This is a genomic window from Bradyrhizobium sp. HKCCYLS3077, assembly GCF_051167555.1.
Taxonomy (GTDB): Bacteria; Pseudomonadota; Alphaproteobacteria; order Rhizobiales; family Xanthobacteraceae; genus Bradyrhizobium.
The window spans coordinates 19,998-33,165 of record NZ_JBNPTH010000014.1; the positions used below are offsets into that span (position 1 = coordinate 19,998).

Genomic DNA, 13,168 nt, shown 5'->3' on the forward strand with positions numbered 1-13,168 from the left:
TGTCACTCTCCGCCGCGAAGCGTCGTATTGCGCTGCCAGTGCAGCACGCGCGCCATCACCATGCGGATGGCGAGGTCGCTGCAGAAGCCGAGCAGGCCGATGCTCGCCATCGCCGCCAGCACCAGATCGTAGCGCAGGAAGTAGTAGCTGTCCCACAGCACGTAGCCGAGGCCGCTCTTCACCGCGACCATCTCGGCGGTGACGGTGAGCATCCAGGCCGAGCCGATGCCGATGCGCAGGCCGGCGAAGATGCTGGGCATCGCCGCGGGCACCACGATGTAGCGCAGCAGCTTGCGCTCGCTGCCGCCGACCATGGCGCCGGCGCGGATCAGGTTGCGGTCGCAGGTCTTCACGCCGTGGATGGTGTTGAGCAGGATCGGGAAGAACGCGCCGAGGAACACCAGGAAGATCGCCGGCTTGTTGGCGATGCCGAACCAGATGATGGCGAGCGGGATCCACGACACCGGCGGGATCGGGCGCAGCATCTGCAAGGTCGGCTCGATCACGATCTCGATCTTGCGCGACCATCCGATGGCGACGCCGAGCGCCACGCCGAGAAGGGTGGCGATGGCAAAGCCCGCCGCGACGCGCGACAGGCTCGCCAGCATGTCGGCGAGCCAATGGCCGCTATAGGTCTGGGTGTTGCCGTCGGTGCCGATCAGCCAGTCGGCCCACGCCCACACCACCGTGGACGGCGCAGGGAGCAGCGCCGCGGGCAATGCGCCGGAGCGCGAGAAGGCCTCCCAGCCGGCGAGCACCAGCACGGGGACGATGGCGCGATCGAGCTTGCGCAAATGCGCGAGTGCAGAGGTCATTGGAGGATCATGGGGTTTTGATAAATCATCTGCTCGACCGTTGGCGTGTCGGAGTTGGATCCAGGCTCTTCACGGCAAGAGCGGTGCGCCCCCTCGCCCCGCTTGCGGGGAGAGTGTTGGGGTGAGGGGGACTCTCCGCGAGCACGGTGCGTGGAGAGTCCCCCTCACCCGGATTGCATCTTTCGATGCAATCCGACCTCTCCCCGCACGCGGGGAGAGGTGACATCCCGCCGCGGCGCAATTAGCGCTTCATCAATACCCGAGCTCGGTCTTCGGCTTGCCCGTCGCCGCTTCCAGGAAGCGGTAGTCGAGGTTCTTCTCGACGGCGGCCGTGACGTCCGAATTGATGTACTTCAGGTCGCGCATCATCGTGGCGATGGCGAGCGCGGAGGAGCGGTACATCTTCGGATCGGGATCGAGGTTCTCGACCGCGCCGGTCGCGATGGCCTTGTCCAAGCCGGTGATCTTCGAGATCACCTCGATCAGCGCCGGCTTGTCGGCGGCGATGTGCGCGTCAACCTTCACCACCGCGCGCACCACGCCCTCCAGCGCCTTCGGGTTCGAGGCGATGACGTCGGAGCGCGTGAGGATCAGGTTGGTCAGCTTGCCGGCGGCCTGATCGTAGGGAAAGCCGAAGAATTTTGCCGCCTTGGCCTGCATGATCTGGGTGGCGAACGGCTCGACGGTGCAGATCAGTTCGACCTCGCCGCGGCGCAGCGCCTGCAGATGGTCGGACGGATTGGGGATGTTGACGAACTGCACGTCCTTGTTGATGTCGATGCCCTGCTTGGCGAAGGCGCCGCGCATGTGGATGTCCTGCGCATTGCCGCGCGAGGCGGCGACGCGGAACGGCTTGCCGTCGGCCTTGTACTTCGCGATCAGCGCCTTCAGCGCGCTCCAGTCGCCTTGCGGAAGCTCGATATCGTTGGCGAGCAGCATCGCCGAGCCGCCATTGACCTGGCCGGAGATGGCGACGACGTCAAAACCTTTGTCGAGCGCAATGGCGTAATGCAAATAGGTCACCTGCGCGACGTCGATGTTCTTCGACACCAGCGCGGTCAGCGCATCGGTGCCGGTGTTGAAGCCGACCGCATCGATTGCGACCCCTTCCGCAAATTGCGGCGTGAGCGACATCGGCGTGCAATGCGCGCATTTGGCATAGCCGAGTTTGATCTTGGGCATGTCGTCAGCGAAGCTGACGGCCGGCAGCGCCAGCGCGAGCAAGGCAAGAATGGGCAGCACGAAACGGTTCACGGTCATCTCCACGGCAGGCGATCGGCAGGCTCTTGCTGCCCTTGGACATGCCTTTCAGCAAACCCCATGCCACTTGGATGCGATATGCAATCTTGATTTTTTATCGTTATTTCAATAGCTTTTACGATATCGATTACGCCTGATTTGCCTGATCCGCGGGCGCTTCGCCCGAAATTCAGGCAGTCACAGGGGAGCCACCGCAGCAGCCATGACCACCCCGGCATCCCGGCCCAGGCTGAAAACGCGCTTCAAGCCCGCGCGCCTGAAGCTCTCCTCCGACCAGCCGACGCGGCCGCTGGCGCGGTTGTCGCTGCACGACCAGCTCGTCGCCAAGGTGCGCGAGATGATCATCGACGGCGAGCTCGCGGCCGGCGCAGCCTTGCCCGAGCGCATGCTGTGCGAGACCTTCGGCGTGTCGCGCACGCCGCTGCGCGAAGCGTTCAAGATCCTCGCCGCCGAGGGGCTGATCGAGCTGCGCCCGCACCGCACGCCGGTGGTGACGCCGATCGATGCGCGCGAGATCGCGGAGATCTTCGACGTGATGGTCGCGCTCGACGCCGCCGCCGGCCAGGCCGCTTCCATCAGGGCCACGGTCGATGACATTGCGAAGCTCGACGCGATGCATGCGGAACTGGTGGCGCTGCACGGCGCGTCCGAGCGCGCCGCCTATTTCCGCCTCAACCAGCAGATCCACCTGGAGATCACCAGGCTCGCCGGCAACGCCGTGCTGCTCAACATGTGGAGCACCTTGCACGCCAGCGTCTTCCGGGCCCGCGCGGTCGCCAATTACGATGCCAGCCGCTGGGACGAGTCGCTGCGGGAGCACGAGGCCTTCATGGCGCTGCTGCGCGCCCGCGACGCCCAGGGGTTCGCGCGGGCGCTCAGCGCCCATACCCGCAAGACCGGCGATTCCGTGCTGCAGATGCTGGCGCAGGCCACGCCCGAGGCCGGCGGATAGACTTTCTTCACGTCGAACCGGTCAGGCTGGCGCCGCGACAGATGAGAGCTTCCCGCGTCGGGCCTGATCATGATCCTGCAATCCCTCGCCGGCCTGCCGGCCTTCCTTGTCTATTTCTGCACCGCGCTGGTCGCGGTGACGGCGTACCTGTTCATCTACACCCACGTGACGCCCTACAACGAGTTCCAGCTGATCCGGGACAATCACCCGTCGGCGGCGATCGCGCTCGGCCTCAGCCTGCTCGGCTTCACGCTGCCGCTGGTCAGCGCCATCGCCCATTCGGCCAACGTGCTGGACTGCCTGATCTGGGCGCTGGTGGCGCTGATCGTGCAGGTGATCGTCTATTATCTCGTCCGCATCCCCGTGCCGGACCTCGCCAACCGCATCGTCGCCGGTGAATTGGCCTCGGCGATCTGGCTTGGACTCGCCTCGCTCTCGGCCGGCGCGCTCAACGCCGCCTCGATGATCTACTGACCATGGCCGGGAAACACATCGACTTCGGCAAGCGCAGGCCGCGGCCCCCGCCGCCGCCGACGCCGCCGGTGAAGCGCTCCGGCCAGGTCGCGCTGCTGCTGATGGGCACGCTCGCCGTCGGCGGCACCGCCTACGCACTGATGCCGCGCCAGCAGAGCTGTCCGCAGCCGGGCGCGGAGACGCCGACGATGGCCGGCCAGCCGCAGCCGAGCGAGTGCAGCACGCGCCGTTCGAGCAGCAGCAGCGGTGGCGGCGGCAGCGGCTCCGGGCGGTGGGGATTTTCGAGCGGCACGTCGGACTCACACAGCTCGAGCAGTTCGAGCAGTTCGAGCCATGTCGCGGACGCTTCCTCCGCCCATGTCTCGCGTGGCGGCTTCGGCGGCTTTGGACATGGCTTCGGCTTCGGAGGCGGCGGCTGATTTCCGTCGCGCCCGCGCCGTGAAAACACCGCGTTTGCGATGTTTGCTGGATTCGGATCTTTGACACAGACCAACAATCATAAAAAACGCGCCTGCCGACTGATCGGAATGGCTCCGATGCAACGTCGGCACTCGATGGTGCCGGCGGCCAGATATGCTGTGCGCAGTGTCCACTGGCGCAGCGCGCTTCATGACGTCCGAAGGTAGGCCAGATGCAGCGCATCCCCTGCCCCGAGCGGGACGACTGGCGCGAGACGGCGGCGCGATGCGGGTTCGACTTCTACGAACTCGACGGCGAGCGCTATTGGGATGAGCGCGCCTACTATGCGTTCACGATCGCCGAGATCGAGCTCGGCATCGAGGAGCCGACCGCCGAGATCGAGCAGATGTGCCTCGACCTGGTCGGCCGCGTCGTCGCGGACGAGGCGCTGCTGCGCCGGCTGCAGATTCCCGAGGCGGTCTGGCCGTTGCTGGCGGAGAGCTGGCGGCGCCGCGACGGCAGCCTGTACGGCCGGCTCGACCTGAGCTTCCAGGGATTCCGCGACGGCGGGCGCGTGCCCGCAAAGCTGCTCGAATACAATGCGGATACGCCGACCTCGATCTTCGAGGCCGCGGTGTTCCAATGGACCTGGCTGGAGCAGGCGATCGAGCGCCGCATCCTGCCGGGACGCGCCGATCAGTACAACTCCATCCACGAGCGGCTGATCGAGCGCTGGCGCGTGCTCGGGAAGGGACGCCGCGTGCATCTGGCGGGACTGACGGCCGAAGCCGAGGATGCCGCCACGCTGGCCTATCTCGCCGACACCGCCGCGCAAGCCGGCCTGTCGACAACCGTGCTTGACATTGCCGACATCGGCTGGCGCGACACCGGTGGCGGCTTCGTCGATCTCGCCAACGCGGACATCGCGCTCGCTTTCAAGCTCTATCCCTGGGAATGGATGTTCCGCGACACGTTCGGCGCCAAGCTCGAGAGCGCCGCCACGCAATGGCTCGAGCCGCCATGGAAGGCGATCCTGTCGAACAAGGGCATCCTGCCGCTGCTGTGGCAGATGAACGAAGGCCATCCGAACCTGCTGCCGGCCTATTTCGAGGACGATCCGAGAGCGGCCAGCCTCGGCCCGAGCTTCGTGCGCAAGCCGATCTATTCGCGCGAGGGCGCCAATGTCAGCCTGGTGGCCGGCGGCGTCGCGCTGTCGGCGCAGGACGGCCCCTACGGCGCGGAGGGCTTCATCCGCCAGGCCCTGGCGCCGCTGCCGGATTTCGGCGGCGTCTACCCGGTGATCGGCAGCTGGCTGGTCGATCACCAGCCGTGCGGGCTGTCGATCCGCGAGGACGAAAGCCCGATCACCGGCAACCGCTCGCGCTTTATGCCGCATGCGATCGTGTAGGTTATTAACGCCGCTGCGCGAAAACGCCTCGACAGGCCGGTCGAGATGATTAGATAGAGCCAGGACGGGAATTGCCAGCGCACGCAAGGCGTGCATCGTCGGGATGAGGCATGACGGCTGAGGACACCGCTCTCGAAGGCTTGCGCATCCTGGTCGCCGAGGACGAGGGCCTGATCGCGCTCGAGCTCGAAACGGTGCTGCAGGGCTTCGGCTGCGAGGTCGTGGGCCCGGTCTCGCGCGTGGGCGACGTATTGCGCGAAGCCGAGCGCGGCGGCCTCGACGGCGCGCTGCTCGACGTCAATCTGCGCGGCGAGCAGATCTTCGCGGTGCTGCCGCAACTGATCGCGCGCGAGCTGAAGATCGTCATCACCTCCGGCTATGACGACGCGACGCTGTTCCCGCCGGAATTCCGCGCCCTGCCGCGGCTCGCCAAGCCGTTCGACGAACGCGCACTGCGCGCGATGTGCACAACGACCTTTCTGTCGCGGTGATCAGTCCGGCTGCACGGCCGACGCCGGCACATGCTCGGGCGTCGTCTCGGCGCTGAGCGCAAAGGCCAGGACGCAACGGATGCCCTGAGGCTCGAAGTTCAGCTCCGCCTCGCCGTCGAGATCGAAGCGGACGACACGATCGATCAGCGTGGTGCCGAAGCCGCGTGCGCCGCCGCCCTCGATCGGCGGGCCGCCGCGCTCCAGCCAGACGAGTTCGAGACGGCGGTCGCCGTCGCACAGGCGCCAGGAGATCGCGACGCGGCCGAGCGGCGCTGACAACGCGCCGTATTTGGAGGCATTGGTCGCGAGCTCGTGCAGCACCATCGAGAGCGGCAGCACCAGCCGCGCTTCCAGCAGAACCGGCGGGCCGTCGCCGGCGATACGCCCCTCGCCGACGCCATAGGGCGCGAGCACGGTCGTCAGCAGTTCGTTGAGGCCGATGCCGATCCAGCGCGTCTGGGTCAGGATGTCGTGGGCGATCGACACCGCCTGGATCCGGCCGGAGAAGGCCTTGTTGAAGGCCGGCAGCGACGGCGAGGTCCGCAGGGTCTGGCCGGCCACCGACTGCACGATCGCCAGGATGTTCTTCACCCGGTGGTTCAGCTCGGCCACCAGCATGGTCTGCTGCTCTTCGGCGCGCTTGCGCTCGGTGATGTCGGTCAGGGTGACGATCGAGCCGACAGCCTCCTTGGCGTCGTTGACCAGCGGCCCGCCCGACAGCAGGAACGACCGTCCCGCAACGCGATCGTTGCGCAACACCACCTCGACGCCGTGAAACGGCCTGGTCGCCAGGGCTTGGTCGAGGCTTTCGCGCGAGAAGCGCGTCAGCGTGCCCTCCTGATTGGCGCTCTGCGCGTCGAGCGGAAACGCCTCCGAGAACAATTGCCCGACCGGCGCGCGCTCGGCCAGCTGTTCGGCCACCCAGCTCGCATGCGTGATCCGGCCATCGAGCGCCAAGACCACGATCGCGTCGGTTGCCTGCTCCAGGATCGACCGCGCGAAGCGCTCGGCCGTGGCAACCTCCTCGGCGCGACGCTGCATCGACATGTCGGTGAGCGTGACCAGGGTCGCGACCACGCCGCCCATCGCCATCTGCCGCATCCACACCGACACCGGCAGATGACCGCCGTCGGCGCGGCAGAGCTGCGCGTCGGTCGAGGCATCGTCGGTGCGCTGCTGCGGCACCGATCCGGCAAACAGGGTGTCGAAGCGGCGCCCGACGAGCTCGTTCGCGCCGAGGCCGGTCAGCGCGCACAGCCGCGAATTGACGTAGACGATGACGCCGTCTTCATCGAGCGTCAGCGCGCCGTCGCTCATGCGCTCGACCAGCACGTGATAGGGCGCATCGGCGCCCTGCAGCATGATGACCTGGGGTCCCGACGGGCCCTGCACCACCACGGCATCGACACTGCCGCGATGAATGGCTTCGACCGTCTCCTCGGCTTCGTTGCGAGGCCGTTCCGCCTGCATCGCGTCTGTTGATGCCACGCATCCTCCGTTCAGCTCGGTGCGATATCCAGGCCAACCAGCACCTTCTCCGCATTGGAGAGATCGCCGATGATTCGCTTGAGGGGTTCGGGTAGTTGCCTGATCAGCGTCGGGATCGCGACGATCTGATCACGCTGGGCGAGGGCCGGATCCTTCATAAGGTCGATGACCTCGATGGTGTAGCGGCCCGGTAGATGCGTCTCGCAGAGCTTCTTGAGGTTCGCGAGCGCCGCGACTGATTTCGGCGTCTGGCCGGCGACGTAGAGCCGGAGATTGTAGCCATCCTGTTCCATTGCAGCGGCCGTCACTTGCTCGGGCCCGCGGCAGCGGAGGGTCTCGACGAACGGCTCTGCACGAGCGCGATGCGATCGGCGGAACGCTGATCCTCGACGGCACTGCCTTCCAGCTTCAGACGCTCCATCTCCCCCTCCTCGCTCGCAAGCTGAGCCTTCAGCGTCTCGATCTGCACCGTGATCTCGCGGCGGCGCCGCTCGAGGTCGCGCGCGCGCCGCTCCATCTCCTGACTGCGCAGCATCTGATCGGCACGATCCCTGGCCTCCTGGGCAAGCCGGGCCGAACCGGTGAGAACGCCGTCCGGACCGACATAGACCTCGCGAAGGAAAATGCCATCGGCGCGCATGACGAATTCGCGTACCTGGTTCGAATGGGCCATGCCGCGCGACTTCAACAGGTAGAGCTGGCGGTTGTGCTCGCCATTACTCTCGCGGTTGTAGAGCAGCAGCCAGGTGTCGGTGAGCGAGGAGATCTGCATCTCCGTCGTCGCCGTATCGGCCGATCCCGCGCCGAGATTGGTGAACAGCGCAGTGACGCCGCGGGACTTCAGGAAGTCGATCAGGCGCAAGGTCATCGAATGCACGTCGCCCGCGATGCCGGCCCCCATCAGCGCGGAGATCGGATCGACCACGACCGCGGCGGGATCGAACTCCTTGACCTCGCGATGCATCGACGCGAGATGCGTCTCCAGACCGTACAGATTGGGCCGTCGCGCGGAGAACCGCAGCAGGCCGCGATCGACCCATTGCTGCAGGTCGAGGCCGACCGACTTCATGTTGCGGACGATCTGCTGCGGCGATTCCTCCATCGCGAAGTAGATGCAGCGCTGTCCCGCACGGCAGATCGAATCGGCGAAATGCGCCGAGACCGTCGACTTGCCCGCGCCGGCCATGCCGGACACCAGAATGCTCGATCCCTTGTAGTAGCCCTGGCCTTCCAGCATGTCGTCGAGATCGGGAATGCCCGTCGACACCCGTTCGGTGAATGCGTCATGCGCGAGGCCCGACGAGGTGATCGGCATCACGGTGATGCCTTCCTGGTCGATGATGAAGGGATATTCGTTGGTGCCGTGCGCCGTGCCGCGATACTTCACGACACGCAGCCGCCGCGTCGAGAGCTGGTCATGCACGCGGTTGTCGAGCAGGATCACGCAATCGGCGACATATTCCTCGAGGCCGTAGCGGGTCAGCGTGCCGTCGCCGCGCTCGCCGGTGATGATCGCGGTGACGCCCTTGCTCTTCAGCCACTCGAACAGCCGACGCAGCTCCGAGCGCAGCACCGCCTGGTTGTCGAGGCCACCGAACAGGGTCTCGATCGTATCGATGACGACGCGCTTGGCGCCGATGGAATCGATGGCGAAGCCGATACGGATGAACAGGCCATCCAGATCGTAGTCACCGGCCTCCTCGATCTCGTTGCGATCGAGATGGATGTGGTCGACGACGATCTTCTTCTGCTCGATCAGGCGCTCGATGTCATAGCGCAGCGAGCCGACATTCTTGATCAGGTCCTCGGGCTGCTCCTCGAACGCGATGAAGACGCCGGGCTCGTTGAAGTCGACCGCGCCATTGTAGAGAAACGTCATGGCAAACAAGGTCTTGCCGCAGCCGGCGGCGCCGCACAGCAGCGTTGGCCGCCCCTGCGGCAAGCCGCCGAAGGTGACCTCGTCGAGTCCATCGATCCCGGTCGGAGATTTCGCAATGACAGGGAGGTCCCGCGTCACAATTCGAGGACGCATACTCGTTTTCATCAATTTTCCCCCGCCGTCGAGCGAACACGCTCAGGCCACACCAAGGCGTGAATCGACGCCTGGGAAGGAAAAAGGTTCCATCCTCGGAAAAAGATTTCGCGCTGCGCACTGATCCAGGCATTCCCGACCGGCGTTTGCGCCGGTCGTTCAACGGCTTGCCGCCCGACCTGCGGTCAGCGCGCCGCGACCACCTTGAGGCCGGGCAGCAGCGCGGCGCCGCCGCGCGGGCTGCGGACCGGATTGATCTGATACAGGCCGCGCCGGTCCTGGTTGGGCCGGAAGGCGTCGGTGATGCCGACAACCGATTCAGCGGCGCCCAGCAGCAGCGTGCCGTCCGGCTCCATCAGCTTGGCCATGCGTTCGAAGATCGTCGCCTTGGTGTCCTGATCGAAATAGATCAGCACGTTGCGGCAGAAGATCACGTCGAACTTGCCGAGATGCGAGAAGTCCTGCAGCAGATTGAGCTGGCGGTGCTGCACCATGCCGCGAATGTCGGCGCTGAGCTGCCACATCTCGCCGAGCTGGGTGAAGTACTTCACCAGGAGCTGGATCGGCAGTCCGCGCTGCACCTCGAACTGGCTGTAGAGACCCGCCTTGGATTTCTCCAGCACCTCCTGGGACAGGTCGGTGGCGACGATCTCGATGCGCCAGCCGGCCAGCGCCGGGCCGAATTCCCGCAGGCACATCGCGATCGAATACGGCTCCTGCCCGGTCGAGCAGGCGGCGGACCAGATGCGCAGGGTCCGGCGGCTGGCGCGCGATTTGATCAGCTCCGGCAGGATGCCCTCGCGCAGATGATCGAACGGAATCTTGTCGCGGAAGAAGAACGTCTCGTTGGTGGTCATCGCCTCGACCACCTGCGTCGTGAGCTGCTCACCGCCGCTCTTCATCTTCTGCACCAGCTCCGGAATGCCCGGGAGATTGGCGCGGCGCGCGAGCGGCAGCAGCCGGCTCTCGACCAGATATTGCTTGTCGGCAGAGAGGTCGAGACCGGACCGCTCCTTGAGGAGCTTACGCAAGAACTCATAGTCCAGGGGTGTCACGAACGGTCTCCAGCAAACAGACGCACCACTTTCGACGCGATCTGGTTCAAGGGAAGAATCGCCGCGCAGATGCCGGCATTGGCGGCGGCGCCCGGCATGCCCCAGACCACGCTGGTCGCTTCGTCCTGCGCGATCACGCTGCCTCCGGCGGCGACGACGTCCTTGCCGCCGCGCATGCCGTCCGAGCCCATGCCGGTCAGGATCACGGCCAGGGTCGATCCCTGCCAGACCTCGACGGCCGACGTGAACAGCGGATCGACCGCCGGCTTGCAGAAGTTGATGGGGGGCCCGTTGTCGAGCGCGATCGCGACATCGGCCCCATGGCGCACCACCCGCATGTGGCGTCCGCCCGGCGCAAGATAGATCGTCCCGGCCTTCACGATCTCGCCATCGACCGCCTCATGGGCGGGACGGCGGCTCGAACGCGCCAGATGCTCGGCCAGAATCGTCGTGAAGGTTGGCGGCATGTGCTGCGTGATCAGCACCGGGAAGCGGTCGATGACCGGGCCGAGCTCGGTGACCACGGACATCAACGCCTGCGGACCGCCGGTCGAGGAGCCGATCAGAAGCACCTTCGGCATCTGCGTGCTGAAGGGACGGCGCGCCAGAGCGGCCGCGGGCGCGGCGGGTGCCGGCATCGGCGCCGCGGCGGGACGCGGCACCACGGCGGGCCGCAATCCCTGCACCTGCGGCGCGGGCGACGGCGCATAGGCGACGGGCGCAGCCGCGCGGCGCGCCTTGGCGCCGAGATTGCGGATCTTCTGGATCAGATCGTAGTGGAAATTGTCGGCGGCCGAGGCCTCGCGCGTGCTCTCCGGCTTCGGAATGTAGTCGGCCGCGCCGAGCGACAGCGCCTTGAAGCTGATCTCCGCGTTGCGGCGGGTCAGCGTCGAGGCCATGATGACGGCGAGGTTCTTCTTCTTGGCAAGCAGCTTCGGCAGCGCGGCGATACCGTCGAGTTCGGGCATCTCGATGTCGAGCACGGCGACATCGGGATTGACGCGATCGATCTGATTGACGGCCTCCAGGCCGGTGCGCAACGAGGCGGCCACGACCATGTCGGGCTCAGAGCTGATCCACCGCGAGATCATGCCGCGGATGACGACGGAGTCGTCCACGACCATCACCCGGAGAGGCTCCTGTCTGGTCGAACTTGGGATCGAAGAACTGGCCAACGCGACGCTCATAGTTCACCAACAGGACAGAGGCAAAGGGCGACGGCAACCCCGGATGACCACGGGCCGTCGCTCGCAGCGGAAGTCAGATCAGCCCGACTTCCTGGAATTTTGCAGTCACGATGTCCTTGTCGAAGGGCTTCATGATGTACTCGTTGGCCCCCGCGTGAAGCGCGCGCGCGATGTGGGCGACGTCGTTCTCGGTCGTGCAGAACACCACCTTCGGCGCGTCGCCGCCGGGCATGCGGCGGAGGTTTCCGAGGAACTCGTAGCCGTCCATCACCGGCATGTTCCAGTCGAGCAGAACCGCGTCGGGGAGCCCGCGCTTGCAGATCTCAAGCGCCTGCTCGCCGTCCTCGGCTTCGACGATCTGGAAATCCAGACCTTCGAGAATGCGGCGCGCCACCTTCCGGATGACGCTCGAATCGTCAACTACCAGACAAGTTCTCATTTCAGCCTCACCAGCTCAGGGTCCAAAACAGCGACGCCCGCTGCGTCGCTGAACTCATTTCGCGGTCTTCAGGCCGCCATCTTGTCGGCTGCGAGTTCGAGCACGCGATCGACATCGAGGATGACCATCAGTTGGCCATCGAGGCGATGCACGCCGCCGGCGAGCTTCGCCATGCGCGGGTCGAGGTTGACGGGATTTTCCTCCCGGCTCTCCTCAGGCAACCGCAGCACCTCGCCGATCTGATCGATCAGCAGGCCGTAGGACTCGCCGCGCAGATCGACGCCGACCGCCATCGGCGGCTTGCCGTCATCGGCCTTGGCGAGGCCGAGCCGCGCCCGCATGTCGATCACGGTGACGATGCGGCCGCGCAGGTTCAGTACGCCGGCGATCTCCGCCGACGACAGCGGCACCCGCGTCACCCGCTCGGGCATGAACACGTCCTGCACCCGCGAGATCGGCAGGCCGAACAGCTGGCCGCCGATCACGGCCGTGACGTATTCGGCGACTGCGCCGTCGGTGGTCTCGATCTTGTTGCTGCTCATCGCACGCTACTCCTGCCCTGCCCCATTACGCCGCACGCTTGGCGGCTTCGGCGCGGGCCTTTTCCTCGATCTGTTCTTTCAGCGCCGCGATCAGACCCGGACGGTCGAACTTGGCGATGTAGTCGTAGAGACCGGCCTGGCGGCCGCGCTCGATCGCCGCCGGCGACACCAGCGAGGACACCGCGATCACCGGCAGATGATGCAGGTTCTGGTCGGCGCGGATGGTCTCGGCGAACTCGAAACCGTTCATCTCCGGCATCTCGATGTCGGTGACGACGATGTCGAAGGTGTGCCCCGAACGCAGCGTGGCGAGACCTTCGATCGCGGACGAAGCCGTACGCACCTTGTAGCCCGCGGACTTCAACACCGGCGCCAGCATGTTGCGGAAGAACGGGCTGTCGTCGACCAGCAGCACCGACTGGGTCTGCGCTTCCGTGGCCATCTCCTTGCGGATGAACCAGTCGGCGAAGGCCATCGGCAGGAAGTGGCCGACGTCGATCACCTCGGTGGCCTGGCCCTTGATCACGGCCGAGCCGAGAATGCCGTCCTTGGCGCCGGAGACCTGGATGTGGAGCCGCTCCTCGACGATGTCGATGATCTCGTCGACCACGAGGCCCATCGCACGG

General features: G+C 66.1%; 15 protein-coding genes. 5 read left to right on the top strand and 10 right to left on the bottom strand.

Translation table 11 applies throughout. The features are described 5' to 3' along the window. Positions 1–2: 2 nt before the first annotated feature. Both ACQR0Z_RS34755 and ACQR0Z_RS34760 read right to left on the bottom strand, forming a co-directional pair. Positions 3–815, bottom strand: a complete 813-nt coding sequence (locus tag ACQR0Z_RS34755) for an ABC transporter permease (RefSeq protein WP_434921658.1) — start codon at positions 813–815, stop codon at positions 3–5. Positions 816–1,067: 252 nt separating this feature from the next. Then, positions 1,068–2,075: an ABC transporter substrate-binding protein gene (locus ACQR0Z_RS34760; protein ID WP_434878926.1), complete on the bottom strand. Its 1,008-nt coding sequence runs from the start codon at positions 2,073–2,075 to the stop codon at positions 1,068–1,070. Positions 2,076–2,277: 202 nt separating this feature from the next. Between ACQR0Z_RS34760 and ACQR0Z_RS34765 the strand changes: the two genes are divergently transcribed. From ACQR0Z_RS34765 to ACQR0Z_RS34785, 5 genes are all read left to right on the top strand, one after another. Next, positions 2,278–3,027 (top strand): GntR family transcriptional regulator, encoded by a 750-nt coding sequence (locus ACQR0Z_RS34765; RefSeq protein WP_434921659.1) that lies wholly within the window; start codon positions 2,278–2,280, stop codon positions 3,025–3,027. A 69-nt stretch (positions 3,028–3,096) separates the two neighbouring features. Next, positions 3,097–3,501, top strand: coding sequence for a DUF350 domain-containing protein (locus ACQR0Z_RS34770; RefSeq protein ID WP_434860575.1), 405 nt, complete (start codon positions 3,097–3,099; stop codon positions 3,499–3,501). A gap of 2 nt (positions 3,502–3,503) precedes the next feature. Then, on the top strand, positions 3,504–3,920 hold the full coding sequence (locus ACQR0Z_RS34775; protein ID WP_434921660.1) for a hypothetical protein: 417 nt from the start codon (positions 3,504–3,506) through the stop codon (positions 3,918–3,920). 212 nt (positions 3,921–4,132) lie between these two features. Continuing rightward, positions 4,133–5,308: a glutathionylspermidine synthase family protein gene (locus tag ACQR0Z_RS34780; protein WP_434921661.1), complete on the top strand. Its 1,176-nt coding sequence runs from the start codon at positions 4,133–4,135 to the stop codon at positions 5,306–5,308. A 110-nt stretch (positions 5,309–5,418) separates the two neighbouring features. Next, entirely contained in the window at positions 5,419–5,799 is a 381-nt protein-coding gene (locus ACQR0Z_RS34785) for a response regulator (protein WP_434860578.1), read from the top strand. Here ACQR0Z_RS34785 and ACQR0Z_RS34790 read toward each other — a convergent pair whose 3' ends face one another. From ACQR0Z_RS34790 to ACQR0Z_RS34825, 8 genes are all read right to left on the bottom strand, one after another. Next, positions 5,800–7,287 (bottom strand): HWE histidine kinase domain-containing protein, encoded by a 1,488-nt coding sequence (locus ACQR0Z_RS34790; RefSeq protein ID WP_434921662.1) that lies wholly within the window; start codon positions 7,285–7,287, stop codon positions 5,800–5,802. It abuts the gene before it with no gap. Positions 7,288–7,298: 11 nt separating this feature from the next. Further along, positions 7,299–7,595, bottom strand: a complete 297-nt coding sequence (locus ACQR0Z_RS34795; protein ID WP_009028388.1) for a circadian clock KaiB family protein — start codon at positions 7,593–7,595, stop codon at positions 7,299–7,301. Further along, the gene (gene kaiC / locus ACQR0Z_RS34800; protein ID WP_434860580.1) at positions 7,592–9,331 is read right to left on the bottom strand and encodes a circadian clock protein KaiC; all 1,740 of its coding nucleotides are present in this window, start codon (positions 9,329–9,331) and stop codon (positions 7,592–7,594) included. Before kaiC ends, ACQR0Z_RS34795 begins: the two co-directional genes overlap by 4 nt. Positions 9,332–9,504: 173 nt before the next feature. Further along, complete coding sequence (locus tag ACQR0Z_RS34805) at positions 9,505–10,374, bottom strand: CheR family methyltransferase (RefSeq protein WP_434860581.1); 870 nt, start codon at positions 10,372–10,374, stop codon at positions 9,505–9,507. Continuing rightward, positions 10,371–11,561 carry a protein-glutamate methylesterase/protein-glutamine glutaminase gene (locus ACQR0Z_RS34810; protein WP_434878809.1) on the bottom strand — a complete coding sequence of 397 codons (1,191 nt, stop codon included), beginning with the start codon at positions 11,559–11,561 and terminating at the stop codon, positions 10,371–10,373. Before ACQR0Z_RS34810 ends, ACQR0Z_RS34805 begins: the two co-directional genes overlap by 4 nt. A 73-nt stretch (positions 11,562–11,634) precedes the next feature. After that, positions 11,635–12,000, bottom strand: coding sequence for a response regulator (locus ACQR0Z_RS34815; protein ID WP_006613312.1), 366 nt, complete (start codon positions 11,998–12,000; stop codon positions 11,635–11,637). A 68-nt stretch (positions 12,001–12,068) separates the two neighbouring features. Beyond that, entirely contained in the window at positions 12,069–12,542 is a 474-nt protein-coding gene (locus ACQR0Z_RS34820) for a chemotaxis protein CheW (RefSeq protein WP_434860583.1), read from the bottom strand. A 25-nt stretch (positions 12,543–12,567) separates the two neighbouring features. Continuing rightward, positions 12,568–13,168, bottom strand: a 601-nt coding sequence (locus ACQR0Z_RS34825) for a response regulator (RefSeq protein ID WP_434921663.1), incomplete at its 5' end; no start/stop codon positions are given.

Bases quoted from the DNA above. Each gene is read 5' to 3' on its own strand.
- ACQR0Z_RS34755 (WP_434921658.1), bottom strand. From the start codon at position 815: ATGACCTCTGCACTCGCGCATTTGCGCAAGCTCGATCGCGCCATCGTC.
- ACQR0Z_RS34760 (WP_434878926.1), bottom strand. From the start codon at position 2,075: ATGACCGTGAACCGTTTCGTGCTGCCCATTCTTGCCTTGCTCGCGCTG.
- ACQR0Z_RS34765 (WP_434921659.1), top strand. From the start codon at position 2,278: ATGACCACCCCGGCATCCCGGCCCAGGCTGAAAACGCGCTTCAAGCCC.
- ACQR0Z_RS34770 (WP_434860575.1), top strand. From the start codon at position 3,097: ATGATCCTGCAATCCCTCGCCGGCCTGCCGGCCTTCCTTGTCTATTTC.
- ACQR0Z_RS34775 (WP_434921660.1), top strand. From the start codon at position 3,504: ATGGCCGGGAAACACATCGACTTCGGCAAGCGCAGGCCGCGGCCCCCG.
- ACQR0Z_RS34780 (WP_434921661.1), top strand. From the start codon at position 4,133: ATGCAGCGCATCCCCTGCCCCGAGCGGGACGACTGGCGCGAGACGGCG.
- ACQR0Z_RS34785 (WP_434860578.1), top strand. From the start codon at position 5,419: ATGACGGCTGAGGACACCGCTCTCGAAGGCTTGCGCATCCTGGTCGCC.
- kaiC (WP_434860580.1), bottom strand. From the start codon at position 9,331: ATGAAAACGAGTATGCGTCCTCGAATTGTGACGCGGGACCTCCCTGTC.
- ACQR0Z_RS34810 (WP_434878809.1), bottom strand. From the start codon at position 11,561: ATGAGCGTCGCGTTGGCCAGTTCTTCGATCCCAAGTTCGACCAGACAG.
- ACQR0Z_RS34815 (WP_006613312.1), bottom strand. From the start codon at position 12,000: ATGAGAACTTGTCTGGTAGTTGACGATTCGAGCGTCATCCGGAAGGTG.
- ACQR0Z_RS34820 (WP_434860583.1), bottom strand. From the start codon at position 12,542: ATGAGCAGCAACAAGATCGAGACCACCGACGGCGCAGTCGCCGAATAC.